Origin of the sequence: Streptomyces sp. NPDC087263 (genome assembly GCF_044744645.1) — a bacterium.
In the GTDB taxonomy this organism is placed as follows: Bacteria; Actinomycetota; Actinomycetes; order Streptomycetales; family Streptomycetaceae; genus Streptomyces.
Genome location: NZ_JBIUYT010000010.1, coordinates 42,459 through 65,080, shown reverse-complemented (window position 1 = coordinate 65,080; position 22,622 = coordinate 42,459). Strand labels below are relative to the sequence as shown.

Below are 22,622 nucleotides of genomic sequence, written 5' to 3'. Positions count from 1 at the left end.
TAGCCAGATTTTGATCACGGATATGGAACGATCCAGGGTGATCGACCGTTCTTCGTCCCACTGTCCCTCTTGATCTCTCTATGCTTCCCGGGTCACAGGGGGGATGGCGCAGCACGTTGTACGCCATCGCAGTAGGCGTCATTTGTCATGGGTTCCCTCCTGGATTCCCCCGGAGCATTCCGCTTCGGTCTTTCGTCAGTCATCCCAGGAGCAACTTCCATGTCTGTCCCCACCCCTGAAGCACCGTTCGGCGTCGACCACCAGGGCCGCCCGCTCTCCGACAAGTCCAAGATCACCGCGGGCCTTCTCCAGCTCTTCCTCGGTGGCTTCGGTATCGGCCGCTTCTACGTCGGTTCCACGGGCGTGGCCATCGCCCAGCTCTTCACCTGCGGTGGCCTGGGCATATGGGCGCTGATCGACGCGATCCTCTTCTTCACGAGCAACGACCGCACGGACAAGCAGGGTCGCGTCCTGCGCGGCTGATGCCGACCGGACGTACGACGAGAGCCCTGTCTCCAGCTCGGGAGGCGGGGCTCCGTACGTCTGGCGCTCGGGGCTCGGATCGCCGCCTCGACGACGCGTTGCATCCGACTCCTTCGAGTACTTCGGTCTCGCCGCCGTCCAAGCCAGCCGCGGTGAAGGGGCGTCTGAGCCTGGACAGAGCGCGGGCGTGAGCACCGTTTGGGGGCGGGGACACGATGATCAAGTGTCCGATGATCTCGACGCGGCACCCCGGGTTGCGGTCCATGAGCCGGTTGGCCTCCGCGATCAGCGGACGGTCGCCATGGGGCCGCTCGACGGATGCTGCGGACATCACGTGCCTCCTGTGGGCTGGTGTCGAGAACATCATCGTGGGCCGGGCGAGGCGTAGGCGGCCCGTGCCCGCCGCTTCACCCGGTAGTGGCCCACAGCATGCGTGAGGGCCCCGCCTCCTCACGGAAACGGGGCCCTCACGCACGTACTGCCAAGAACGTCAGAACCGCCGAGTGATCAGCGCCCGCTTGACCTCCTGGATCGCCTTGGTGACCTCGATACCCCGAGGGCAGGCGTCCGTGCAGTTGAACGTGGTGCGGCAGCGCCACACACCGTCCTTGTCGTTGAGGATCTCGAGGCGCTGCTCGCCCGCCTCGTCACGCGAGTCGAAGATGAAGCGGTGGGCGTTGACGATGGCGGCGGGGCCGAAGTACTGGCCGTCGTTCCAGAAGACCGGGCAGGACGACGTGCACGCCGCGCAGAGGATGCACTTCGTGGTGTCGTCGAAACGCTCGCGGTCCTCCGCCGACTGGAGACGCTCCCGCGTCGGCTCGTTGGTGTCCTTCGTGATCAGGAAGGGCATCACGTCGCGGTACGCCTGGAAGAACGGGTCCATGTCGACGATCAGGTCCTTGAGGACCGTGAGGCCCTTGATGGGCTCGACCGTGATCGGCTTGGCGGGGTTGAGGTCCTTGATCAGCGTCTTGCAGGCAAGGCGGTTCTTGCCGTTGATCCGCATGGCGTCCGAGCCGCAGATGCCGTGCGCGCAGGAGCGACGGAAGGTGAGCGTTCCGTCCTGGTCCCACTTGATCTTGTGGAGGGCGTCGAGGACGCGCTCCTTCGGGTCGATCTCCAGCTGGAAGTCTTCCCAGACCGCCTCGGCAGAGACCTCGGAGTTGAAGCGGCGGATGCGGAACGTGGCGGTGATGTACGGGGAGTCGGCGAAGCCTGCTTCAGGCTTGTCGGCCGCGTCCGCCTTGTCCAGGGTCGGGGTTGCCATCAGTACTTACGCTCCATCGGCTGGTAGCGGGTCTGGACGACCGGCTTGTAGTCGAGACGGATGGACTCGGTGCCGTCGTCGCCGACCTCGCGGTACGCCATGGTGTGGCGCATGAAGTTGACGTCGTCGCGGTTCGGGTAGTCCTCGCGGTAGTGACCGCCGCGGGACTCCTTGCGCGCCAGCGCGGACGTCGCCATGACCTCGGCCAGGTCGAGCAGGTTGCCCAGCTCGATGGCCTCCAGGAGGTCCGTGTTGAAGCGGCGGCCCTTGTCCTGGATCGAGACGTTCAGGTAGCGCTCGCGCAGCTCCGCGATCTTCTCGACCGCCGTCTTGATCGTCTGCTCGGTGCGGAACACCATCACGTTGGCGTCCATGCACTCCTGCAACTCGTTGCGCAGGACCGCGACCCGCTCCGTGCCCGTGGAGTTGCGCAGGTGCTCGACCTGCGACACCACCTTGGAGGCCGGGTCCTCGGGCAGCTCGACGTAGTCGGCCTTCACCGAGTACTCGGCGGCGGCGATACCCGCGCGCTTCCCGAACACGTTGATGTCGAGGAGCGAGTTCGTGCCCAGGCGGTTCGCGCCGTGGACCGACACGCACGCGACCTCGCCGGCCGCGTACAGGCCCGGGACGACCGTGGTGTTGTCGCTCAGCACCTCACCCTGGACGTTCGTCGGGATGCCGCCCATCGCGTAGTGCGCGGTGGGCTGGATCGGGATCGGGTCCGTGTACGGCTCGATGCCCAGGTAGGTACGCGCGAACTCCGTGATGTCGGGCAGCTTGGCGTCCAGCTGCTCCGGCGGGAGGTGGGTGAGGTCCAGGTAGACGTGGTCACCCTCGGGACCGCAGCCACGGCCCTCACGGATCTCCGTGTAGATGGACCGGGACACGACGTCGCGCGACGCCAGGTCCTTCATCACCGGCGCGTACTTCTCCATGAAGCGCTCGCCGTCCTTGTTGCGGAGGATGCCGCCCTCACCACGGGCGCCCTCCGTCAGCAGGATGCCCATGCGCCAGATGCCGGTCGGGTGGAACTGGAAGAACTCCATGTCCTCCAGCGGCAGCCCGCGACGGTAGACCGCGGCCTGGCCGTCACCGGTCAGCGTGTGCGCGTTGGACGTCACCTTGAAGAACTTGCCGGTGCCGCCGGACGCGTAGATCACGGCCTTCGCCTGGAAGACGTGGATCTCGCCGGTCGCGAGTTCGTACGCGACGACGCCCGCGGACCGCTTCACACCGTCGATCTCGACGAGTAGCTGGTCCAGGACGTAGAACTCGTTGTAGAACTCCACGCCCTCCTTGACGCAGTTCTGGTACAGCGTCTGGAGGATCATGTGACCGGTGCGGTCGGCCGCGTAGCAGGAGCGGCGCACCGGCGCCTCACCGTGGTTACGGCTGTGACCGCCGAAGCGGCGCTGGTCGATCGTCCCGTCGGGCGTCCGGTTGAAGGGAAGGCCCATCTTCTCCAGGTCGAGGACCGAGTCGATGGCCTCCTTCGCCAGGATCTCGGCGGCGTCCTGGTCGACCAGGTAGTCACCGCCCTTGATCGTGTCGAAGGTGTGCCACTCCCAGTTGTCCTCTTCCACGTTGGCGAGCGCGGCGGCCATACCGCCCTGCGCGGCGCCCGTGTGGGAGCGGGTGGGGTAGAGCTTGGTCAGCACGGCGGTGCGGCTGCGCTTCGTCGACTCGATGGCGGCGCGCATACCGGCGCCGCCGGCGCCGACGATGACGGTGTCGTACTTGTGGATCTTCATGAGTGGTTGCCTCAGCCCCGTGCCTAGCGGATGTTCGGGTCGAAGGTGAAGATCACCAGCGTGCCCAGCAGAATCGTGAACACCGTGGCGGTGTACAGCAGGCCCTTCAGCCACAGGCGCGTGTTCGCGCGCTCCGCGTAGTCGTTGATGACCGTACGCAGGCCGTTGGAGCCGTGCAGCATCGCGAGCCACAGCATCGCGAGGTCCCAGGCCTGCCACCACGGGGACGCCCAGCGGCCGGCCACGAAGGCGAAGCCGATCTTGGAGACGCCGCCGTCGAGGACGAGCTGGATGAGCAGGTGGCCGAGGACCAGGACGACCAGGACGATGCCGGACAGGCGCATGAAGAGCCAGCCGTACATCTCGAAGTTGCCACGGGTCGACTTCGGGGTCTTCCTGGTCCGCTGGCGTGGGGCCTCGATGAGCGGCGCCGGGTTGTCGACGCTGTACGCCGAGAACTCGTCCGCGCCTTCGACGGGGCCGATGCCGGATGCGGCGGTTTCGGTGGTGGACATCTGTGTCAGCTCCCGAAGACTTCGCGGAATGCGTGACCGAGGACGGGGTAAAGGGCCCCCGCCATCAGCACGACCCAGATACCGACGACGGACCAGAGCATCTGCTTCTGGTAGCGCGGGCCCTTCGACCAGAAGTCGACGGCGATGACACGCAGACCGTTGAGCGCGTGGAAGAGGATGGCGGCGACGAGGCCGTACTCCAGCAGCGCGACGAGCGGCGTCTTGTACGTGGCTACGACCTTGTCGTAGTCCTCGGGGGATACACGGACGAGAGCGGTGTCCAGCACGTGTACGAACAGGAAGAAGAAGATGAGGACGCCGGTGACTCGATGAGCCACCCAGGACCACATTCCTTCCCGGCCGCGGTACAGCGTTCCAGCCGGCACGGAAAAACCCTCCGGGAGCGGGGATTGGGGCCGCGCCGGCTTGGGTGTCGGACGGGCCCGGCCGGGTACGGTCCACCGGCCCCGGCCATCGTAGCGACGACTTGTCGGAACGCTTACAGCGGCCCCGCTGGTGTGATCAAACAGGCAGCCAAACAGGCTCGTACGGGCTACAGGGATGCCTGGAATCCACTTATTTCGACAGTTCCACCCACACTGTCTCCTTCGCTCCTGCCTTCGTCCGTTGCGAACGTATGCGCAAGGCGGGCGAGCCGACCCCGGGCGAGGCGTCTCAGCTCCTCGGCCGCCAGGACGCGCTCCTCCTCGGGGTCGTGGGCGAGGCGGGAGCGGATTCCGGCGAGCACCTCGTCGAGTGCCTCCGCCGGGGCGAGGTCGTCGAGGCAGATGACGAACACATGCCCGAACCGGCTCTCGTACGCGGCGTGCGCGGCGCTCAGTGCGGTGTGGGCGGCGGAGTACGCGCCGTCCGGGAGCAGTGTGAGCGACTCCCCGGCCAGCGCCTCGGCGAGGTCGGCGGGCGTCAGGTCGTACGCCGCCTCGTCGGCCGCGGCGAGCAGCGAGTCCAGGTCCGGGTAGGGCCGGTGCTCGGTGAGGCGGTGGGCCCAGCGCAGGCTGCGGCAGCACAGGAGAAGGGCGCGCTCGAGGGTCTCGGCGGGCGCGGAGTTGAACCCCTCCAGGCGGGCCGGGGACGGCGCCGCGCTCTTCTGCTCGGGGAGGCGGGGGAGACGGTGCGGCGGCAGCGGGGGTCCTCGGCGGTGGTGTTTCGCGTGACGTCCGATGGGGATCACGCGTGATTCGGCAGGGGAAGGAGTGGGAGTTGTGATGCTCACGCTATCGAGGAGTGTCAGGAGCTGTCCGACGGATGCCCGAATTTCACCCGGACGGGAGTGTTTCGGAACGTGTGATGGACGGTGTGGAGGGGGATGGGGGCCTAGGTTCACTGAGGGATGGATGTACGACCTGGATGTACGACCTGGATGTACGACCTGGATGTGCGACCTCGGCGGCGAAGTGAGCGGCGTGATGCGGATCGTGATGGGGATCGTGGCGGGGAACGGGTGTGCGGGTGCGGGTGGGAATGTTCTTTCGCCCCCTCCGCCCCTACCCGTCCCTTGTTCCTGGGGCTCCGCCCCAGACCCCGCTCCTCAAACGCCGGAGAGGCTGGATTTTGGGCCCGTCCGGCGTTTGAGGACGAGCGCGTCCAGCGCGACACGGGGGTCTGGGGGCAGCGCCCCCAGGTACGGGACGGGTAGGGGCGGAGGGGGCGAGAAACTCCCGGCCGTCACCGCGCGGAGCGTGGCGCCATGAGCGCCGGCCGGCGCCGCGCGCCGGGGCGGCGGATGCAGTGGGCCGTTGTCGCGGGCGGCGGAGTGGTCGTCGCCGGGGCCGCCGCGCTCACCGTCGCGTTCTGGCCCGCCGGCGACAGCGGCGAACCGGCGGGAGCGCGGGTTCCGTCGACCGGTACGCCGGTGACCGCGTCGAGCACCGCACCGACGCCCACCAGCGCCGCCCCCTCGCCGACCCGGACGTACCCCCTGTCCCAGACCCCCCTTACCATCCCCGCCGTACGCGAACACACCCCCGCCAGGGGCCCCGGCTGGCGCCCCGCCACCGGCGCCCGGGTGGTCGTCGCCGACAGTGAACTCGCCGACGAGGGGCGGCTGCTCGCCGGCGAGCTCAAGCTGTCGTACGCGGGGGAGACCGAATCCCGTTCCGGGGACGTCGAGTTGGGCCTCGACGACACGACCTCGGGCGTCGAGTCGTACACCCTGACCGTCAAGAGCGGCCGGGTCACGATCACCGCTCCCGGCGACGCGGGGGTCTTCTACGGCACGCGCACGCTCAAGCAGGCGGTGCACGGCGGCGGCACGGCGCCCGAGGGCGTCGTACGGGACCGGCCCGCGAAGCCGCAGCGCGGGTTCATGCTGGACATCGCGCGCAAGCACTTCACGGCGGACTGGATCGAGGACCGGGTCCGGGAGCTGGGCGACCTGAAGTTCAACCAGCTCGGCCTGCACTTCTCCGACGACCAGGGCTTCCGCATCGAGTCCGACACGCACCCGGAGATCGTGTCGAAGCAGCACCTCAGCAAGGCGCAGGTCCGCGGGATCCTCGACCTGGCCGCGAGCCGGCACATCACCGTCGTCCCCGAGATCGACTCGCCCGGCCACCTGGGCGCCGTGCTCGCCGCACACCCCGAACTCCAGTTGCGCAACGCGCAGGGCGTCGCCTCGCAGGGCTCGATCGACATCTCCCAGCAGGCGTCCGCGGACCTGGTCGACGAGCTGCTGAACGAGTTCGCCGATCTCTTCCCCGGCGCCTACTGGCACCTCGGCGGCGACGAGTACCGGGCGCTGATGGTCGCCAACCCCGCCGCCTCCTACCCGCAGTTGGTCACCGCCGCCGTGAACACCTACGGCTCGGGCGCGGGCATCGCCGACCTCGCGACCGGCTGGCTCAACGACCGTGCCGAGGTGATGCACGGCCACGACCGGACGCTGCGGGCCTGGAACGACGGGTTCTTTCCCGGGGGGCAGGTGCAGGCCGACAGCGATCTGCAGGTGGCGTACTGGACGGGCAAGGAGATCGGTGCGCGCAAGCCCGTCGAATACCTCGACGCGGGGCGCGAGTTGATCAACTACAACGACGAGTACCTCTATTACGTCCTCGGCCAGCCGCAGACCTTCGTCTACCCGACCGGGCAGCGCATCTACGAGCAGTGGACCCCGCTCGTGGTACGCGGCACGACCGCGGTCCCCGCGAAGTACGACGGGCAGATCCTCGGCGGCACCTTCGCGGTGTGGTGCGACCTCGCGGCCTCGCAGACCCAGGACCAGGTGGCGGCGGGGATCAGGATGCCGTTGCGCGCGACGGTCCAGAAGTTGTGGGCTCCCGGTAGGCCCGCGCTGTCCTGGACGGCCTTCAGGGAACTGGCGGACCGGCTGGGCTGAAGGACCCGAACTGAGCCCCGGGCCCCTACCGGCCGGCGTACGGCCTCGGGGTGTATTGCCCGATTGGGTAGCCAACTCCCGTATGTCTGTGGTGTATTCGGCCCGAGCCGAACCGAGAGACCGGGGGGACCGGAATGGGCTACTGGGGGTACTACGTCGTCGGTAGAAGCGAGCGGCCGCTCGCGGAGCTGGACGCGCTGGCAGGGGCGCCGGGCGTGGTCCTGCGGGCCACGGCGCCCGACGGCTGGCAGGTGTGGGAGTACCCGAGCGGCGACGGGGACGTCGGCAGCATGAACACGCTCGCCCGGGAGACCGGGGCGCCCGCGCTGTTCGGGTACGTCATGGACAGCGACTGTGTGGTCGTCGAGGCGGCCGCGCCGGAGAGCGGTGCGTGGACGACGTGTCTCGCGCGGCCCGCTATGGCCCGGTACCTGGGGGACAGCGAGGAGGGGCTCGGCGTCGACGACTACTTCCTGGAGCCGGCCGACGCCGCCGAACGCGCCGTCGCCTGGGCCGCGGAGGCCGGTCACACGGTGGTCGCGCAACCGCTTCTCGAGGTATTGACCGCGGACCCTGACCCGTTGGCCGAAAACCTGCTATTCCGGTTCCTGGACCGACTTGGCGTCGTGCCTTTGTGAGCTCCTGTGACACTCCCGGCCTGTCGCACGCAGTAAGGGGAAGTGCGGGCTCCGTGAGAAACAGGCGCCCTGCTGCGGTGTTCGCGGAGTTCGAGGAGTTCGAGGGAGTCACGATGAGCCTGGTGGAACTGATCGCTCAGGCCGATGAGCGTGGGCTGGCGGCGAGCGGGCTGGCTTGTTTGGATCGGTGCGTTCCCCTGCTGGGTGGCGACGATGACGATGTTCTGCGGCCCCTGTGGACGAGCCTGGTGGACGGGGACGCGTGGGGGGAGCGGCTCGCCAAGGCGCGGGCGGATCTGGGGGAGTTGGGCGATCTGGAGGGTTCGGAGCACCTCGACCTCGACCTCGGCTTCGGGGCGCGGGCCGGCTCCGGCACCAGCTCCAACCCCGGCACCTCGCCCGACCACCAAGCCGCCCTCCTCGCCCGTCACATGCTCGCCACCGTTCCGGTCGAGCACTCCGCCGCTGCCCTGCGGACATGGGCGGACGACTGTTCCGTGGCGGCCCTGCGGATCCACGGACTCCTCGATATCGCCGCCGCCGACACGTCCTCGTCCTCGGTCGCGGCCCGGCGAGAGGGCCGTACGGACGGCATGTCCCCGCTCGTCGCCGCCGAACTGCGGCGCCAGATCGCCATCCTGGAACTGCTCGCGGTCCGCGGCGAGGGCGGCCTGCGGCTGGTCCTGCGGCAGTCGACGGAGGGGCGGCGGGTGCTCCGGGCGGTGGTGTCGCGGCGGGCGCGGGGGCGGACGTAGGCCGTACTGCGCCGGTGCCTGGTCCGGTACGGCGCCGCCCGCGTCGTACGGCCGCCAAATGCTCCGTCGGTACCTCGCCCTCGTAGCGCCAAGACCCCCCGATCCTCGGGCACCTCCGCGTCGTACGGGCAACGGTCCCACCCCCAACACGGCCAGTCCTCCTGCCCCTTCGGGTCATAAACCTCCGGCCTGCGAGAGTCCTGTGTTTGTCCTGTGGGTGCCGTGGGGCGATATCGGGCCGGTGTCGGGGAGTGCTCGGATCGGGGTGACGAATCCTGGGCGGAGGGCGCTCTTCCGAGTGTGGACGCAACGCGAGCAACCCGGCCCCAAGCTGCGACGAAGCCCATCCGGTGGGCGGCGGACGCGGTCGCGACGATGCGTGAGGGCGCCCGGCTGCGCCTGGACTACTCCGCGCAGAGTCTGTGGCGCGTCGACCGACTGATCGAGGAGATACGGCAGGAGGGAGCGCCCTACGTCGCCGTCGAGACGGTGTTGCGCGGCTTCGGGGCGTACGCCGGTGAGGTCGTCGCCCGGAGCACGGGCGCGGAGTGGTGGGTGACGGGTGGCGACCACTGGATCCGTACGCCTGACGGGCGGTTGTGGGACCCGATCGACGAGGCCCGCCGCTGCTACGCGGGCGACGGTTCGCTGCGGTTGCTGTGCCGGGAGGCCACACGGTGAGCTTCTGACCCGACCGGACCCGGCTTCGCGAGGTCCAGGGGGGTGCCAGAACCCGCCCTTGCCGATGGCAACGGCCGAGGCCGCCACCCCCCACAGGAGAGGCCCCGGCCGTCGCGCGGCACGGGCCGCGCGGCGGCCCGTACTCCTTACAGCGCCAACGCTGCGTTTTGTGTCACACCTCGCACCGTTACCGTGTAGTTGCGTGTTGTACGAACATGGACGGGGAGCGGTTTCACGCCGTAACGTGCCATTCGCGCCGAGGTGTGGAGAGGGGACATCCGCACCTATGAGGGGCCTTGAGACCGCAACCATCGATTGAGCAACCACGACGGCGAGTACCCGGCCCGCGAGAGCGGCGCCGGCTTAGGCGCAAAGAGGGGCGCGCGCGGTGCTGGGGGACGACGCGGAGCTGACTGCCGCGGTGCTTGCGGCACAGGACGGGGACGAGACCGCGTTCCGGACTGTGTACCGCGCGGTGCACCCACGGCTGCTCGGATACATACGGACGCTGGTCGGCGACCCGGACGCGGAAGACGTCACGTCCGAGGCCTGGTTGCAGATCGCCCGTGACCTGGAGCGGTTCAGCGGTGACGCCGACCGCTTCCGCGGCTGGGCCGCCCGTATCGCCCGTAACCGCGCGCTCGACCACATACGGATGCGCGGGCGCCGCCCCGCGATAGGCGGCGACGAGACCGAACTGACCGGCAAGGCGGGCGAGTCCGACACCGCGGGCGAGGCCATCGAGTCCCTGGCCACCGACAGAACGCTTTCGCTCATCGCCCAACTCCCGCAGGACCAGGCGGAGGCCGTCGTACTGCGCGTCGTCGTCGGCCTCGACGCCAAGACCGCGGCCGAGACCCTCGGCAAGCGTCCCGGTGCGGTGCGTACAGCGGCGCACCGTGGTCTGAAACGGCTCGCGGAGCTGCTCGGCGACGATCCGGAATCCGTCGGGGCACTCGGCGTCGTACCCCCACAAAGAGAACCGCGCACACGTGCGGTGACGTCCGCCGGTGTGACGCATACGCGTTCGCGGACGCAGAAGGACATGTGATGGCCGACGAGCGCTGTGTCTTCCCGGGAGAAAACCCACGGCCCCCCGGCCGGTGGCTGGACCGCGACGCCGCGGAGCGCCTGCTGCGCGGAGAACCCCTGGAAGCCGTCGACGTCCACGACCGGAACCAGGTGGACCGGCTCGCCCGGGCGCTTGCCGCGCTGGTCCCGGGCCCCGCGCTCGGCAACGACGAACTCCCCGGCGAGGCTTCCGCGTTGGCCGCGTTCCGCAAGGTGCGCGCGGACGCGGACGGCGAGGTGGAACAGTCGGCCCCGGGCGGTCGTACGCGTTCCGTCTCCCACATCACCACCGCGTACTCCTCCGACGCCGGTCTCATCCGTCTGGGACGTCCGGACCTCGGTGGTCGCCGGGTCCGTTGGGGTCGTCCCACGCGCCTCGGTCTTGCCGCGGCGCTGGCCGCCGGGATGATCGGAGGGGTCGCCGTCGCGACCGGAACCGGAATGCTGCCGACTCCGTTCGGTGACGACAAACCCGGTCCTACCGCCTCGGTCACGGCCGCGGCCACACCGGAGCGGCCGCTCGTCCCGCCGTCACCCGAGGGCTCGGGGGGCGGTGGTTTCCCGGCCGGCACACCTGACGGCGCCACGAGCGGTTCGTCCGTCGGCGGCTCCTCGCAGAAGGAGGCCGGCGGACGTGTGCCGGACGGGCAGCAGGACCCGGACGGCGCGGGGGAGCCGGGTCGCTCCAGTGAGTGGTGGATCCGGACACGCTCGTCGTGCCGTGACGTCCTCGACGGCAGGGAACTGGACGCCGGCCGTAGGCGGGTTCTGGAGGACGCCGCGGGAGGCTCCGGCCAGGGCCGGTTGAAGAAGTACTGCAACGAAGTCCTGGACCGGGCGGCCACCGGCGCCGACGACAGCGGGAAGAACGCCGGGGACGAGGACTCCAAGGACTCGGACGGGAGTTCGGACGCGACCGCGGAAACCCGCTCCGACCAGGGCTTCGGTCAGGACTCGGACGAGGGCTCCGCCCCGGGAGACGGGAGTGACGACGACGGCAACCACATACTCCCGTTGCTCCCGCTACTGCCGAGCGGCAACGACAGCGGTAGCGGCGACAGCGATGGTGGCGACGATAACGACGGGGGTCGTGGCGGGGACGGCCGTGGCCACCAGCACGGCAAGGACGAGGACGACCGCGGTAACGGCCGCCGTGGCAACGATGTCCTCGGCAGCGGCGGAACCCTCACCCTGACGCCTTCACCCTCCCCTCTACCCGCCCCCGCCCCCTCGGCCTCGGTCTCGAACCTCGTCGAAACATCCTGACCTGCGGGTTCGTGTTCCGCCGACTTTCCCCCCGCCCCTGGTGTGACATTTTCAGCCGCGGTGGCGCAGTAGTGGGTGAGCCGACTGGTCATCGGCCCTCGCACCGAGCCAGGGTTCCCCCCGTACCCATGGCTCGGTGCACCTCGGCGCGGGCGGGACACGTTCCCCCGGTCCCGCCCGCGCCGCCTCACCTCTCCGCGCCCCGCGGCTCCGCACCGCGCGTCACCAGTAGACGACGACCTTGTCTCCCGTACGGACCTGCGCGAACAGCTCCGCGATCTTCCCCTCGTCCCGAACGTTGACGCAGCCGTGCGAGGCACCGAAATAGCCGCGGCCCGCGAAGTCGGCGGAGTAGTGGACCGCCTGGCCGCCGCTGAAGAACATGGCGTACGGCATGGACGAGTCGTAGAGCGTCGACACGTGATAGCGCGATTTGAAGTAGACGCTGAACACACCTTCGCGGGTCGGCGTGTACTCCGAGCCGAACCGCACCTCCGTCGTCGATACCGTCCGGCCGTCGATCATCCAGCGCAGCGTGCGGCTCGTCTTGCTGATGCAGAGCACGCGGCCCGTCATACAGCGCGCGTCCGGTTCCGCGGCCGGCTGCCCGCCGAACGCGTACAGCTCCCACTTTCCCGGTTCCTTCGTCATCTTCCGCAGCCGCTGCCAGGTGACGCTGTCCAGCTCGCCGGTCCGCGGCAGACCGCGCTTGCCCTGGAAGCCCTTCACGGCGGTGGCGGTGAGGTCGTCGTACGTCCCCGTCGGCCCGTCGAAGAGCCAGGCGACCTGTCGCAGCCGGGCCTGCACCTCGCGTACGTCGGTGCCCTCGTCGCCCTTGGACCAGAGGACCTCGGGGGCCGGGGCCGGGGTTTTCGACGGGGTGGCGCTCGGCTTGGGGTCGTCGGAAGTGGCCGTGGGCCGGGGCGTGGGGGTGGCGCCGGCCGTGCCGTCGATCCTTATCAGGGGCGGCTGTTTCCCGTCCGCGTCCCCGGCCTGCGCCGTACAGCCGCTGACCGCGATCAGCGCCGCCAGGGCGGCCAGCGAGCGCTTCCCGTGTCTCGTCATCCGTGGTGCCGTACGCATCGGACCCCCGTCGTGCCGTCGTGTGTCACTTGAGATGCTCCCCGCGCGTGCCCGGTGGCGAACTACACCGCATGGTGGAGAGCGAGGCCCATCAAACAGGTAGGGGCCATCAAACAGGTATTGGCCGGCTTCGGCGGGAGACACAGCAATGGCGCGCGAATCCGAGTCCGGTCTGCCCATCGAGCCTGTCTACGGACCGGAGGCCCTGGAGGGCTGGGATCCGGCCGAGAAGCTGGGTGCGCCGGGCGAGTTCCCCTTCACGCGGGGTGTATACCCCTCGATGTACACGGGGCGTCCGTGGACGATGCGTCAGTACGCCGGTTTCGGCACGGCCGTCGAGTCCAACGCGCGCTACCAGCAGCTGATCGCCAACGGCACGACGGGCCTGTCGGTCGCCTTCGACCTGCCCACCCAGATGGGCCACGACAGCGACGCCCCGATCGCGTCCGGCGAGGTCGGCAAGGTCGGCGTGGCGATCGACTCCGTCGACGACATGCGGGTGCTGTTCGGCGGGATCCCGCTGGACAGGGTCTCCACGTCGATGACGATCAACGCCCCGGCCGCGCTCCTCCTGCTGATGTACCAGCTGGTCGGCGAGGAGCAGGGAGTGCCGGCCGCACAGCTGACGGGCACGATCCAGAACGACATCCTGAAGGAGTACATCGCGCGGGGCACGTACATCTTCCCGCCCAAGCCCTCCCTCCGGCTGGTCGCGGACATCTTCAGGTACTGCCGGACCGAGATCCCGAAATGGAACACGATCTCGATCTCCGGCTATCACATGGCGGAGGCGGGCGCCTCGCCCGCGCAGGAGATCGCGTTCACGCTGGCGGACGGCATCGAGTACGTGCGGACGGCGGTGGCGGCGGGAATGGACGTGGACGACTTCGCCCCGCGCCTGTCGTTCTTCTTCGTGGCGCGTACGACGATTCTCGAAGAGGTCGCCAAGTTCCGTGCCGCGCGCCGGATCTGGGCGCGGGTGATGCGCGAGGAGTTCGGCGCGAAGAACCCCAAGTCGTTGATGCTGCGCTTCCACACGCAGACCGCGGGAGTCCAGCTCACCGCTCAGCAGCCGGAGGTGAACCTGGTGCGCGTCGCGGTGCAGGGCCTGGGCGCGGTGCTCGGCGGTACGCAGTCCCTGCACACCAACTCCTTCGACGAGGCGATCGCGCTGCCGACGGACAAGAGCGCCCGGCTCGCACTCCGTACGCAGCAGGTGCTGGCGTACGAGACGGATGTCACCGCCACCGTGGACCCCTTCGCGGGCTCCTACGTCATCGAGAGGATGACCGACGACGTGGAGGCCGCCGCCGTCGAACTCATGGCCAGGGTCGAGGAGATGGGCGGGGCGGTCGACGCCATCGAGCACGGTTTCCAGAAGGGCGAGATCGAGCGCTCCGCGTACCGCATCGCCCAGGAGACCGACTCCGGCGAGCGGGTGGTCGTCGGCGTCAACCGCTTCAAGCTGGACGAGGAGGAGCCCTACGAGCCGCTCCGCGTCGACCCGGCCATCGAGGCCCAGCAGGCGGCCCGCCTCGCGAGGCTCCGGGCGGAACGGAACCAGCCGACGGTGGACGGCGCACTGGCCGCCCTGAAGAAGGCGGCGGAGGGTACGGACAACGTGCTGTTCCCGATGAAGGACGCGCTGCGGGCGCGGGCGACGGTGGGCGAGGTGTGCAACGCGCTGCGGGGGGTTTGGGGGACTTATGCGCCTAGGGATGTGTTCTGAGCTGGGCGATTAATCCGTATGGGTGATCGTGGGCGGACCTGGCCCGCCTCCGGTTACGCTCATGAAGGGTGTTCCCGAAGGAGGGTGCCGTGGCTGTGATGCTGCACGAGTCGTCGCTTACTGAGGCTGCCGACCGGCTCTGGGAGGAGCTGCCCGGGCACCGGGTGGAGATCCTCAACGGGAGCATTGTTGTGACACCGCCGCCGGATGGGCCGCATCAGGAGACGTTGACGTGGCTCATCGAGGAATCTTTGAGGGTCGGAGCCCGGAAGGCGGGGCTCAGGTATGTGCAAGGCATCGGTTTGTGGCTGCCGACCGGGCCGGACGACTATGCGGTGCCGGACTTCTCCGTCGTCGATGCCGACTTCAAGGACGCACTCGTCGAGAAGAACTGCTATGCGCCGCACGTCTTCCGTCTCGTGCTGGAGGTGACTTCCTCTAACGGGACCAACGACACGGCCACCAAGGTGGATATCTACTCCCGGGCAGCCATCCCGGCCTATCTCATCGTGGACCGCAAACATGACGAGGTCCTCCTTTACACCGACCCGGTCGACGGCAAGTACCCCGACCCCCAGCGCTTCAAGCGAGGCCAGAGCGTCCCCGTCCCCGAGTCCGTCGGTGTCACCCTCGACCTCTCCGTCGACACCCTCCTCGACGGTGACTGACCGACCCGCGATACCCGGAGGAAGTGTGTCGTACCCCCGTGCGACACTCGATCCATGCTTGGCGTCATCGACCTCCCCACATACCTCGCAGGCCTTGTCCTGATCGTCCTGCTTCCCGGCCCGAACTCGATCTACGTCCTGTCGGTCGCCGCTCGCAGCGGCATACGTACCGGCTACAAAGCGGCGGCGGGTGTCTGGTGCGGGGACACCGCTCTGATGACGCTGTCGGCGGCGGGAGTGGCCTCGCTGTTGCAGGGGAACGCGCTGTTGTTCGGGATCGTGAAGTACGCCGGTGCCGGGTATCTGACGTGGCTGGCGATCGGGATGCTGCGGTCCGCGTGGGGGATGTGGCGGACCCGGAAGGCGCGGGCACAGGCCCCGGCCGTGGTGACGCCCGCCGAGGAGCGGCCCTTCAAGCGGGCGGTGGTCATCAGTCTGTTCAACCCGAAGGCGATCCTGTTCTTCGTCGCCTTCTTCGTACAGTTCGTGGACCCGGCGTACGCCTACCCGGCCCTCTCCTTCTTCGTCCTCGGCGCCTTCGCCCAGTTGGCGAGCTTCCTCTACCTCTCCGCGCTGATCTTCAGCGGTACGAAGCTGGCGGCGGCCTTCCGCAGCCGCAGGCGGCTCTCGGCCGGGGCGACCACCGCAGCCGGCGCGCTCTTCCTCGGCTTCGCCGTGAAGCTGACGCTGGCCAGCGCGTAGCTAAGCGGTGCCCACAACGCTCGCGTACTCCGCCAGTCCCTCCGCCGTCCCGCCCGCCCAGCCCAGGTAACCGTCGGGCCGGACGAGGAAGACCCCTGTGCCGTACGCCTCGTACGCCGGAATCCGGACCGTAGGGACCCCGGCGAGCTCCGGCAGGTCCCCGTCCGTGCCGACCGCCAGCAGCGTCCAGTGTGGCCCGCGGAACTCGTCGAAGAGGTGTACGCCGCCACGGATGCCGTCCGGTGCGCGGTCGCCCGCGTGCAGCGCGTCCTCGGGCAGTCCCTCCCGGGTCTCCACGGAGAGTGAGCAGCCCCGGTAGCCGAGGCCGAGCTGCTGGGTGGCCTCGCCGCGCCTGACCTCGCCGCGGTGGACCCGGGTGCTCAGCCCGAGCATGTCCGCGGCGTTCGGCAGCCGCTCCTCCTCGTAGGAGTCGAGGAGGGCGGGTTCCGCGGCGCCGCTCAGCACCGCGCCGAGCTTCCACCCCAGGTTGTAGGCGTCCTGGACGCTGGTGTTGAGGCCCTGGCCGCCCGCGGGTGAGTGGACGTGCGCGGCGTCCCCGGCGAGGAACACCCGCCCCGCTCGGAAGCGGTCCGCCAGTGCGGCACGCGGCCGGAAGTCCGAGGCCCAGCGCACCTCGGTCACGTCCTCGGGGGAGAGGTGCGAGCGGGTGGCGACGACCTTGCGGATGCCGTCGAGGGAGAGGTCGACGTCCGTGCCCTCCGGGAACTGGGCCGCCACCTGGAAGTCCACAGTCCCCGCCAGCGGGAAGATCACCATGAAGCCCTCGCCGCCGGAAGGCGGGAACACATGGATGTTGTCGCGGTCCAGGCCCGTGATGCGGACGTCGGCGACCAGCATCGGGTTCGGGTCCATGGACATGCCGGGCGCGCCGGTCATGCCGATGCCGAGCGCGCGTCGCACGGCGCTGCGGCCCCCGTCGGCGGCCACGGCGTAGCGGGCGCGGACGGGAGCGCCTGCCGCGAAGGAGGCCGTCACCCCGTCCGCGTCCTGGGCGATGCCCACCAGCTCGCGTCCGAAGGCGACTCCTCCGCCGAGCTCCGTCAGCCGGGCGAAGAGGATCTCCTGGGTCCGCCACTGCGGCAGCATCAACGGCTCGTGGTACGGCTCGGCCTCCGTCGCCTCGCTCTCGTCGGACATCCGGTGCTCGCCCACGCGCTCCCCGTCCTGCCAGACCACCCCGACGGGGTAGGGGCCGCCCGCCGCGCGGACGGCGTCGAGTACGCCGAAGTCGTCGAAGACCTCCTGGGTGCGGGGCTGAAGGCCCTTGCCGCGCGAGCCCGGGAAGAGCCCCTCGGTGCGCTCCACGACGAGGGAGCGGGCCCCGCGCCGGGCGAGGTCGAGGGCGAGCGCGAGTCCGGTGGGACCGGCGCCGACGATGAGTACATCTGTGTCGTAGGCGTTCATGGTGTTCATGACTCTCTCCTTAACGCTGTTAAGTTCCTTGTGTCGGAGCATGCACTTAACAGCGTTAAACTGTCAAGCGTGGCTAGTCGGAGATCTCCCAAGCTGGACAAGAAGCAGGTCGTCGAGACCGCGCTGAGGCTCCTCAACGAGGTCGGCCTCGACGGGCTCACCCTCCGGGCGATAGCCAAGGAGTTGGACGTCCAGGCCCCTGCCCTCTACTGGCACTTCAAGAACAAGCAGGCCCTGCTCGACGAGATGGCGACGGAGATGTACCGCCGGATGATGGCGGGTGCGCGGCCCGCCCCGGACGCCACCTGGCGGGAACGGATCCTCGCGAGTCAGCGCGGCCTGCGCGCGGCGCTGCTCGGCTACCGCGACGGCGCCAAGGTGTTCAGCGGCACCCGCTTCACCAACATCGAGCACGCGGTCGACATGGAGGCGAACCTCCGCGCCCTGGTGGAGGCGGGCTTCACCCTTCCTCAGGCGGTCCGCGCCAGCACCACCGCCCACTACTTCACCCTCGGCTTCGTCGCCGAGGAACAGGGTGTCTGGCCGCTGCCAGGGGAGCGCCGCGAGGGCTACGACGTCGAGGAGCGCGCCGCCCGCATGGCCGACTTCCCTCTTGCGGCGTCCGCGGGCGCCGAGGTCTTCCAGAACTTCGAGGAGGGTTTCGAGGAGGGGCTGTTCCTGCTGATCGCGGGGATCGGGGCGCGGTACGGGGTCGAGTGAGCGGCGGTACGGGACTATGTGGCGGTACGGGATCGAGTGGGAGTGCGCCGCCGACGGATCCGGTGTGGCGGTGCGGATCCTGCGGCGGTGCGGAGACCCGCTCAGCGCCGGGCCGGCCGGCCGTCCGGCGGTGCGGAAACCTGCTCAGCGCCGGCCGCCCGTCCGGCGGTGCGGAAACCCGCTCAGCTCCCCGCCGACCGCCTGGCGGCGCGGGCCCGGCGGATAGCCCGGGTGACGATCGGTGGCAGCAGGTCCAGGGCGATGGCGCGGGCGGCGCGGGCGCCACTGCGGCCCGGGGCAGGCGTACGGCGACCCTGCGAGTCCTGGCGGGGCTGCCGGGCCTGAGGGATCTGGCGAGTCTGCTGGGCCTGAGGGGTCTGAGGGGCCTGCTGGGTCTGGTAGGACTGCTGGGCCTGCTGGGTCTGGTGGGCCTGCGAGGCGGCAGCCGGGCCGGTCGTCACGGGTTCCGGAGTCGCCGGGATCTCGGCGGCGACGGGTTCGGGGCTCTCGGTGTGGTGCCGGGACGGTGGGAAGGCCGGGGCCCGCATGCCCTTGGACTTGAGGCGGATGATGCGCTGCCCGGCCGCCTGCTGAACGCTGAGATGGCAGTCATCCCGCTCCCGGGCCATGGCCAGCAGCTCCTCCTGGACGGACTCGGGATCGTCCCAGGTCCCGTACAGCTTCTGGGCGCTCAGGCAGACCGGGTGCAGACCCCTGCTGAGGACGGCCTCCCAGGCGGCCACGGCGACGCCGGGCGTGTGCTCCGAGCGGAAGTCGTCCAGCACGACGATGCCGCCGGGCAGCAGCGCGTCGCGGGCCGCCTCGATGTCGCCGTACACGTGCTCGTAAAGGTGCGAGGCGTCGATGTGGACGAACCGGCAGGAGCGGGGCCGGACCTCGGTCGGCACCAGCGAGCTGGGGCCCTGTAGGACGCGGGGCAGTTCGTCGTGGAAGGAGAGGTAGTTCTCCTCGAAGGCCCGCCGGGTGAGCGCCGCGTACGACTTCGTCGACTCCGCCTGATTGGCGTTGTCCGGGGCGTCTCCCTCGAAGAGGTCGCAGACCGTGTACCGCTCGCCCTCCTGGCGGTGGCGGCCCAGGAAGATCGCGCTCTTGCCCATGTACACACCGACTTCGAGCAGGTCGCCCCGTAGCCCCGCCGACTCCTGCCGGTCCAGGCACCAGTCGAAGAGCACCTGGTCGAGAACGGGGAACCAGCCCGGAACGTCGTCGAGACGGTGGGGCGGGCGGATGGCGCCTTGTGTGGCAGTCATGAGGAGAGAAGCACTCCCTTGTGCGGCAGTTTCCCAGGAATCTGTGCGAAGCCTAGGGGGCGGGCGACCACTGTTTTTCCCGCCTGCCCACGGAGAGAAATCCAAACTCACCACAAGGTAGACGTGACGTCAATCTGTGCTTTGTCGGGTTTTTTCGCCCAACGGTGGTGTCAGGGGCCGCGACTCGGCCAGCACCGAGCGCAGCCACGGCGTCAACGGCTTCTCCACGAACCGGTGGATCAGCCAGGCCAGCAGCAGCATCGTGGCGACCGTGAGCAGGAAGGTCCCGTACGAGGGGATGCGCAGGGTCTGGTGGTAGGCCTTGATGGCCACCCAGCCCAGGTGCTCGTGGACCAGGTAGAACGGGTACGTCAGGGCCCCGGCGACCGTCAACCAGCGCCAGTCCGCCCGGTTCAGCCACCCGAGCGCGATCGCCGCGACGGCCACGAAGCCGAAGGCGACGACGAGCACGATGCCGAAAGCGGTGCGGTGGGCGAAGGTGTTCGGGTCCGTCGGGTTCCACAGCGAGCGCACCGCGTAGTGCTGCCCGATCAGGAAGTTGACGATCACGATGCCCCAGGCGTAGACGTCGTACCGGTCGCGGTGGACGAGGTAGAGGCCCACACCGCCGATGAAGAACGGCGCGTACTCGGGCATCAGCACGATCTCAAGCAGGGGCATCCGCGCGCCCTGCGCGATCGCGTACGCCAGCGTCCAGCCCGCGCAGAACAGGATCACCCGCTGCCTGGTGGCCCCGGGCAGCACCACGAACAGTGCGAAGAGCGCGTAGAACCGGACCTCAGCCCACAGGGTCCAGCAGACTCCCAGTACCCGGTTCACCCCAAGGGGCTGCTGGAGCATCGTCATGTTGACGAGTGTGTCGCTCGGCGACACCGCGTGGTGGGCGACCACCGGCAGTGCGAACACCGCGGTGACCAGGATGACCGCCGCCCAGTAGGCCGGCAGCAGCCGCGAGGCGCGGGACGCGAAGAACGAGGTGAAGGGCCGCCCCCAGCCGCTCATGCAGATCACGAAACCACTGATCACGAAGAAGACCTGGACGCCGAGGCAGCCGTACGCGAAATATTCGTGGAGAGTGGGGAATTGTCGCTCCGCCGAGCCGCCCCAGGCTTTGGTGACCTCACCACCCCGACCGCCGTAGTGGTACGCCGCCACCATCAGGGCGGCGACGAGTCGCAGTCCGTCCAGGGCCCGCAACCGGGTCTCCCGATTCCTCGTCCGCTCCGGCGGCGGCGGTGCGTCGGGCACCGTCAGGGCGGTCATCGTGGTCACAAAATCCCCTCGGCGGGCGGGTCTGCGGGCGGGTTTGCCAGCACGTTAGTCCGACTCAGGGATAAGGCTTGGTTGACTGACCGGCGATTTACCCTCCGGATCAGATGAGTTCACCTGGAAGCCATGTTGGATTACTGGATTTTCTCATCATTGCCTCTGGACAGGTAAATGTGCGCACGATCGTGCCAACGGCCGGTAAGCAGTGGCGAAGAGAGCATTTGCCGGGCACCGAACTAAGGAGTGTCATGACGAGAGTCCGGAACAGCTGGGCACGTGCGCGCAGGAAAGAACTCGACGACTGCCTGCGTGCCTGCGCGGTTCACAGCGGGAAGCTCGTCGGCGACCTCGACCGCCGACGCACCGAACTCGCCGAGCGGCTGGGAAGCCTGCTCGCCGCAGGGGGCGTGTCCTCCACCGCGCACACCGTCCGCGCACCGGCCCTGGCGGGCGGCGTCATCGCCCTGCTCAAGCGCGCCGTCAAGGGTGCCGAGGCGCCCCCGGCCGAGATCGACGACGCACTGCTCGACGCGCTGCTGGCCGTTGCCGAAAAGGCGCTGGAGTGCGGTGACGAGGAGGAGCTGGAGCTTGCGCTGGTGGTCAGCGACGCCGTCCTGGCCGAGCGCAGGAAATCACGCGCCGGCTGGCGGCTGCGCGCCCAGACCCTCGATGCCCTCGACCGCGACGTCGAGGCGCTTGAGGCATACGAGCAGTACCTCTCGCTCACCGACAGCGACAAATTCGGCCTCGGCCCGCGGATCGGCGTGCTGCGAACCGTGACGGGGCGGGAACGGGAACTGCTGGACCTGCTCAAGGGTCAGGTCCCGCGCGCCCAGGAGTTCGCCGGAGGCCGCCGCCCCGCCACCGAGCTGTGGGCCGAGGGACTCGCCCTGCACGCCGCCGGAGACCGGCCCCGCGCGGAGCCGCTGCTGGTCGGGGCGCTGCTCGCGCTGGCGGCCGGGGGCGCCACGGCGGGCGACCGGCAGGATCTGCTCAGTCAGTACATGGACCTGCGCACCGGTACGGCCGACGACGACCCTGCGGCACTCCCGTTGCTCACCAAGGCGTTCGCGCTCTACGCCGAACAGCGCCGGGTCCGGATGCGCGGCCCGCTCGCCGATCCCACCTTCGGCGGCGTGCGGTGGCTGAGCCTGGGGGAGTTCCGCAACCAGATCGCCGGCAAGTCCGTCTGTCTGATCTCCAACTCGGGCCGGTTGGGTGGCAGTTCGATGGGCTCCGAGATCGACGCGTACGACCTGGTGGTGCGCTTCGACTCGTACCGGATCGACCCGGAGCACACCGGCGTCCGCTCCGACATCCACGCCACCGGACACAAACACGGCCTCAACTGGGACAAGCCGGTGATGACACGCATCGTTCTCGGGGGCAAGTCGAACGACTGGAAGTACTCGCTGCGCAACCGTCTGGTGCCCGGAGCGCAGGAATGTGTCGGCGACGAGTCGTTGCGCTGGCCCGTGCGGAACGTCGGCAAGATCGGTGCGGACCGCTTGTCGTCCGCCCCGACCAGCGGCTTCAACGTGCTGTGGCTGCTGGATTTCCTGGATGTCAGTCCGACCCTCGACCTGATCGGCTCCGACTACTACGAGGGCGGTGCGAGCCAGGTCGCGGGAGCCTTGACGTCGGACCTCACGCCCGGGTTCGCCTTCGCCGACGAGAAGGAATGGGTCATGGGGCGGGCTCGGAGTGCGACCGGCATGCGGATATCCCTGCGCTGACCACGGGCGGGCTGTCCGAGGCGGGTCTTGCCATGCGCCCCTGTTCGGTGAGGCTGTTGTTTCCCTTCAGCATCCCGGGAGTCCACCTCGGTGTCGGGTTGCCCGCTCACGGTTCCCCGGGCTTCTCCGGCCGGCCCGGTGGTTGCGTATCCTGCATGAATCGGCAGCGAGAAGGCGCGGGTCATGGAGCGGGCCCACAGC

At 69.3% G+C, this 22,622-nt stretch carries 21 protein-coding genes and 1 pseudogene; 12 read left to right on the top strand and 10 right to left on the bottom strand.

Annotation, left to right across the window (positions count from 1 at the left end):
* Positions 1–219: 219 nt before the first annotated feature.
* Positions 220–483 (top strand): TM2 domain-containing protein, encoded by a 264-nt coding sequence (locus ACIPC1_RS29980; protein ID WP_385736792.1) that lies wholly within the window; start codon positions 220–222, stop codon positions 481–483.
* Between the two features lie 103 nt (positions 484–586).
* On the opposite strand, the pseudogene ACIPC1_RS29975 reads toward ACIPC1_RS29980, so the two are convergent.
* The 6 genes and pseudogenes from ACIPC1_RS29975 to ACIPC1_RS29950 form a co-directional block, all read right to left on the bottom strand.
* Positions 587–814 (bottom strand): annotated as a pseudogene (locus tag ACIPC1_RS29975) (Uma2 family endonuclease); the annotation flags it as partial.
* A 159-nt stretch (positions 815–973) separates the two neighbouring features.
* A complete protein-coding gene (locus tag ACIPC1_RS29970) occupies positions 974–1,753 on the bottom strand; it encodes a succinate dehydrogenase iron-sulfur subunit (RefSeq protein WP_384379757.1) in 780 nt (259 codons plus the stop codon).
* Positions 1,753–3,507 (bottom strand): succinate dehydrogenase flavoprotein subunit, encoded by a 1,755-nt coding sequence (sdhA, locus tag ACIPC1_RS29965; RefSeq protein WP_402522526.1) that lies wholly within the window; start codon positions 3,505–3,507, stop codon positions 1,753–1,755. Before sdhA ends, ACIPC1_RS29970 begins: the two co-directional genes overlap by 1 nt.
* A 23-nt stretch (positions 3,508–3,530) precedes the next feature.
* Positions 3,531–4,022: a succinate dehydrogenase hydrophobic membrane anchor subunit gene (locus ACIPC1_RS29960; protein ID WP_402522523.1), complete on the bottom strand. Its 492-nt coding sequence runs from the start codon at positions 4,020–4,022 to the stop codon at positions 3,531–3,533.
* A gap of 5 nt (positions 4,023–4,027) precedes the next feature.
* Entirely contained in the window at positions 4,028–4,408 is a 381-nt protein-coding gene (sdhC, locus tag ACIPC1_RS29955) for a succinate dehydrogenase, cytochrome b556 subunit (protein WP_384379766.1), read from the bottom strand.
* Positions 4,409–4,575: 167 nt separating this feature from the next.
* Complete coding sequence (locus tag ACIPC1_RS29950) at positions 4,576–5,205, bottom strand: 2-oxo-4-hydroxy-4-carboxy-5-ureidoimidazoline decarboxylase (RefSeq protein ID WP_402522969.1); 630 nt, start codon at positions 5,203–5,205, stop codon at positions 4,576–4,578.
* Positions 5,206–5,730: 525 nt separating this feature from the next.
* Between ACIPC1_RS29950 and ACIPC1_RS29945 the strand changes: the two genes are divergently transcribed.
* The 6 genes from ACIPC1_RS29945 to ACIPC1_RS29920 all read left to right on the top strand — a co-directional run bounded on the left by ACIPC1_RS29945 (position 5,731) and on the right by ACIPC1_RS29920 (position 11,788).
* The gene (locus ACIPC1_RS29945; protein WP_402522520.1) at positions 5,731–7,377 is read left to right on the top strand and encodes a glycoside hydrolase family 20 protein; all 1,647 of its coding nucleotides are present in this window, start codon (positions 5,731–5,733) and stop codon (positions 7,375–7,377) included.
* A 134-nt stretch (positions 7,378–7,511) separates the two neighbouring features.
* The gene (locus tag ACIPC1_RS29940) at positions 7,512–8,015 is read left to right on the top strand and encodes a hypothetical protein (RefSeq protein ID WP_402522518.1); all 504 of its coding nucleotides are present in this window, start codon (positions 7,512–7,514) and stop codon (positions 8,013–8,015) included.
* Between the two features lie 113 nt (positions 8,016–8,128).
* Positions 8,129–8,770 carry a hypothetical protein gene (locus tag ACIPC1_RS29935; RefSeq protein WP_402522967.1) on the top strand — a complete coding sequence of 214 codons (642 nt, stop codon included), beginning with the start codon at positions 8,129–8,131 and terminating at the stop codon, positions 8,768–8,770.
* A 300-nt stretch (positions 8,771–9,070) separates the two neighbouring features.
* Positions 9,071–9,451: a hypothetical protein gene (locus ACIPC1_RS29930; protein WP_402522516.1), complete on the top strand. Its 381-nt coding sequence runs from the start codon at positions 9,071–9,073 to the stop codon at positions 9,449–9,451.
* Positions 9,452–9,839: 388 nt separating this feature from the next.
* Positions 9,840–10,502, top strand: coding sequence for an RNA polymerase sigma factor (locus tag ACIPC1_RS29925; protein ID WP_384379777.1), 663 nt, complete (start codon positions 9,840–9,842; stop codon positions 10,500–10,502).
* A complete protein-coding gene (locus ACIPC1_RS29920) occupies positions 10,502–11,788 on the top strand; it encodes a hypothetical protein (protein ID WP_402522514.1) in 1,287 nt (428 codons plus the stop codon). Before ACIPC1_RS29925 ends, ACIPC1_RS29920 begins: the two co-directional genes overlap by 1 nt.
* 222 nt (positions 11,789–12,010) lie before the next feature.
* On the opposite strand, the gene ACIPC1_RS29915 is transcribed toward ACIPC1_RS29920, so the two are convergent.
* Positions 12,011–12,853 carry a L,D-transpeptidase family protein gene (locus ACIPC1_RS29915; protein ID WP_402522512.1) on the bottom strand — a complete coding sequence of 281 codons (843 nt, stop codon included), beginning with the start codon at positions 12,851–12,853 and terminating at the stop codon, positions 12,011–12,013.
* A gap of 166 nt (positions 12,854–13,019) precedes the next feature.
* On the opposite strand from ACIPC1_RS29915, the gene ACIPC1_RS29910 reads away from it, so the two are divergent.
* The 3 genes from ACIPC1_RS29910 (at position 13,020) to leuE (ending at position 15,970) form a co-directional block, all read left to right on the top strand.
* Positions 13,020–14,600: a methylmalonyl-CoA mutase gene (locus tag ACIPC1_RS29910; protein ID WP_402522509.1), complete on the top strand. Its 1,581-nt coding sequence runs from the start codon at positions 13,020–13,022 to the stop codon at positions 14,598–14,600.
* Positions 14,601–14,698: 98 nt separating this feature from the next.
* A complete protein-coding gene (locus ACIPC1_RS29905) occupies positions 14,699–15,268 on the top strand; it encodes a Uma2 family endonuclease (RefSeq protein WP_402522964.1) in 570 nt (189 codons plus the stop codon).
* Between the two features lie 54 nt (positions 15,269–15,322).
* Positions 15,323–15,970: a leucine efflux protein LeuE gene (leuE, locus tag ACIPC1_RS29900; RefSeq protein ID WP_402522507.1), complete on the top strand. Its 648-nt coding sequence runs from the start codon at positions 15,323–15,325 to the stop codon at positions 15,968–15,970.
* Here the strand turns inward: leuE and ACIPC1_RS29895 are convergent, their stop codons facing one another.
* Positions 15,971–17,404: an FAD-dependent oxidoreductase gene (locus ACIPC1_RS29895; RefSeq protein ID WP_402522505.1), complete on the bottom strand. Its 1,434-nt coding sequence runs from the start codon at positions 17,402–17,404 to the stop codon at positions 15,971–15,973.
* Between the two features lie 69 nt (positions 17,405–17,473).
* Here ACIPC1_RS29895 and ACIPC1_RS29890 point away from each other — a divergent pair, with 69 nt between their 5' ends.
* Positions 17,474–18,124 carry a TetR/AcrR family transcriptional regulator C-terminal domain-containing protein gene (locus tag ACIPC1_RS29890; RefSeq protein ID WP_402522503.1) on the top strand — a complete coding sequence of 217 codons (651 nt, stop codon included), beginning with the start codon at positions 17,474–17,476 and terminating at the stop codon, positions 18,122–18,124.
* Positions 18,125–18,306: 182 nt separating this feature from the next.
* Here ACIPC1_RS29890 and ACIPC1_RS29885 read toward each other — a convergent pair whose 3' ends face one another.
* Both ACIPC1_RS29885 and ACIPC1_RS29880 read right to left on the bottom strand, forming a co-directional pair.
* The gene (locus tag ACIPC1_RS29885) at positions 18,307–19,395 is read right to left on the bottom strand and encodes a class I SAM-dependent methyltransferase (RefSeq protein ID WP_402522500.1); all 1,089 of its coding nucleotides are present in this window, start codon (positions 19,393–19,395) and stop codon (positions 18,307–18,309) included.
* 129 nt (positions 19,396–19,524) lie between these two features.
* Positions 19,525–20,679, bottom strand: coding sequence for an acyltransferase family protein (locus ACIPC1_RS29880; protein ID WP_402522961.1), 1,155 nt, complete (start codon positions 20,677–20,679; stop codon positions 19,525–19,527).
* Positions 20,680–20,933: 254 nt separating this feature from the next.
* Between ACIPC1_RS29880 and ACIPC1_RS29875 the strand changes: the two genes are divergently transcribed.
* On the top strand, positions 20,934–22,421 hold the full coding sequence (locus ACIPC1_RS29875) for a hypothetical protein (protein WP_402522498.1): 1,488 nt from the start codon (positions 20,934–20,936) through the stop codon (positions 22,419–22,421).
* Positions 22,422–22,622 lie beyond the last annotated feature (201 nt).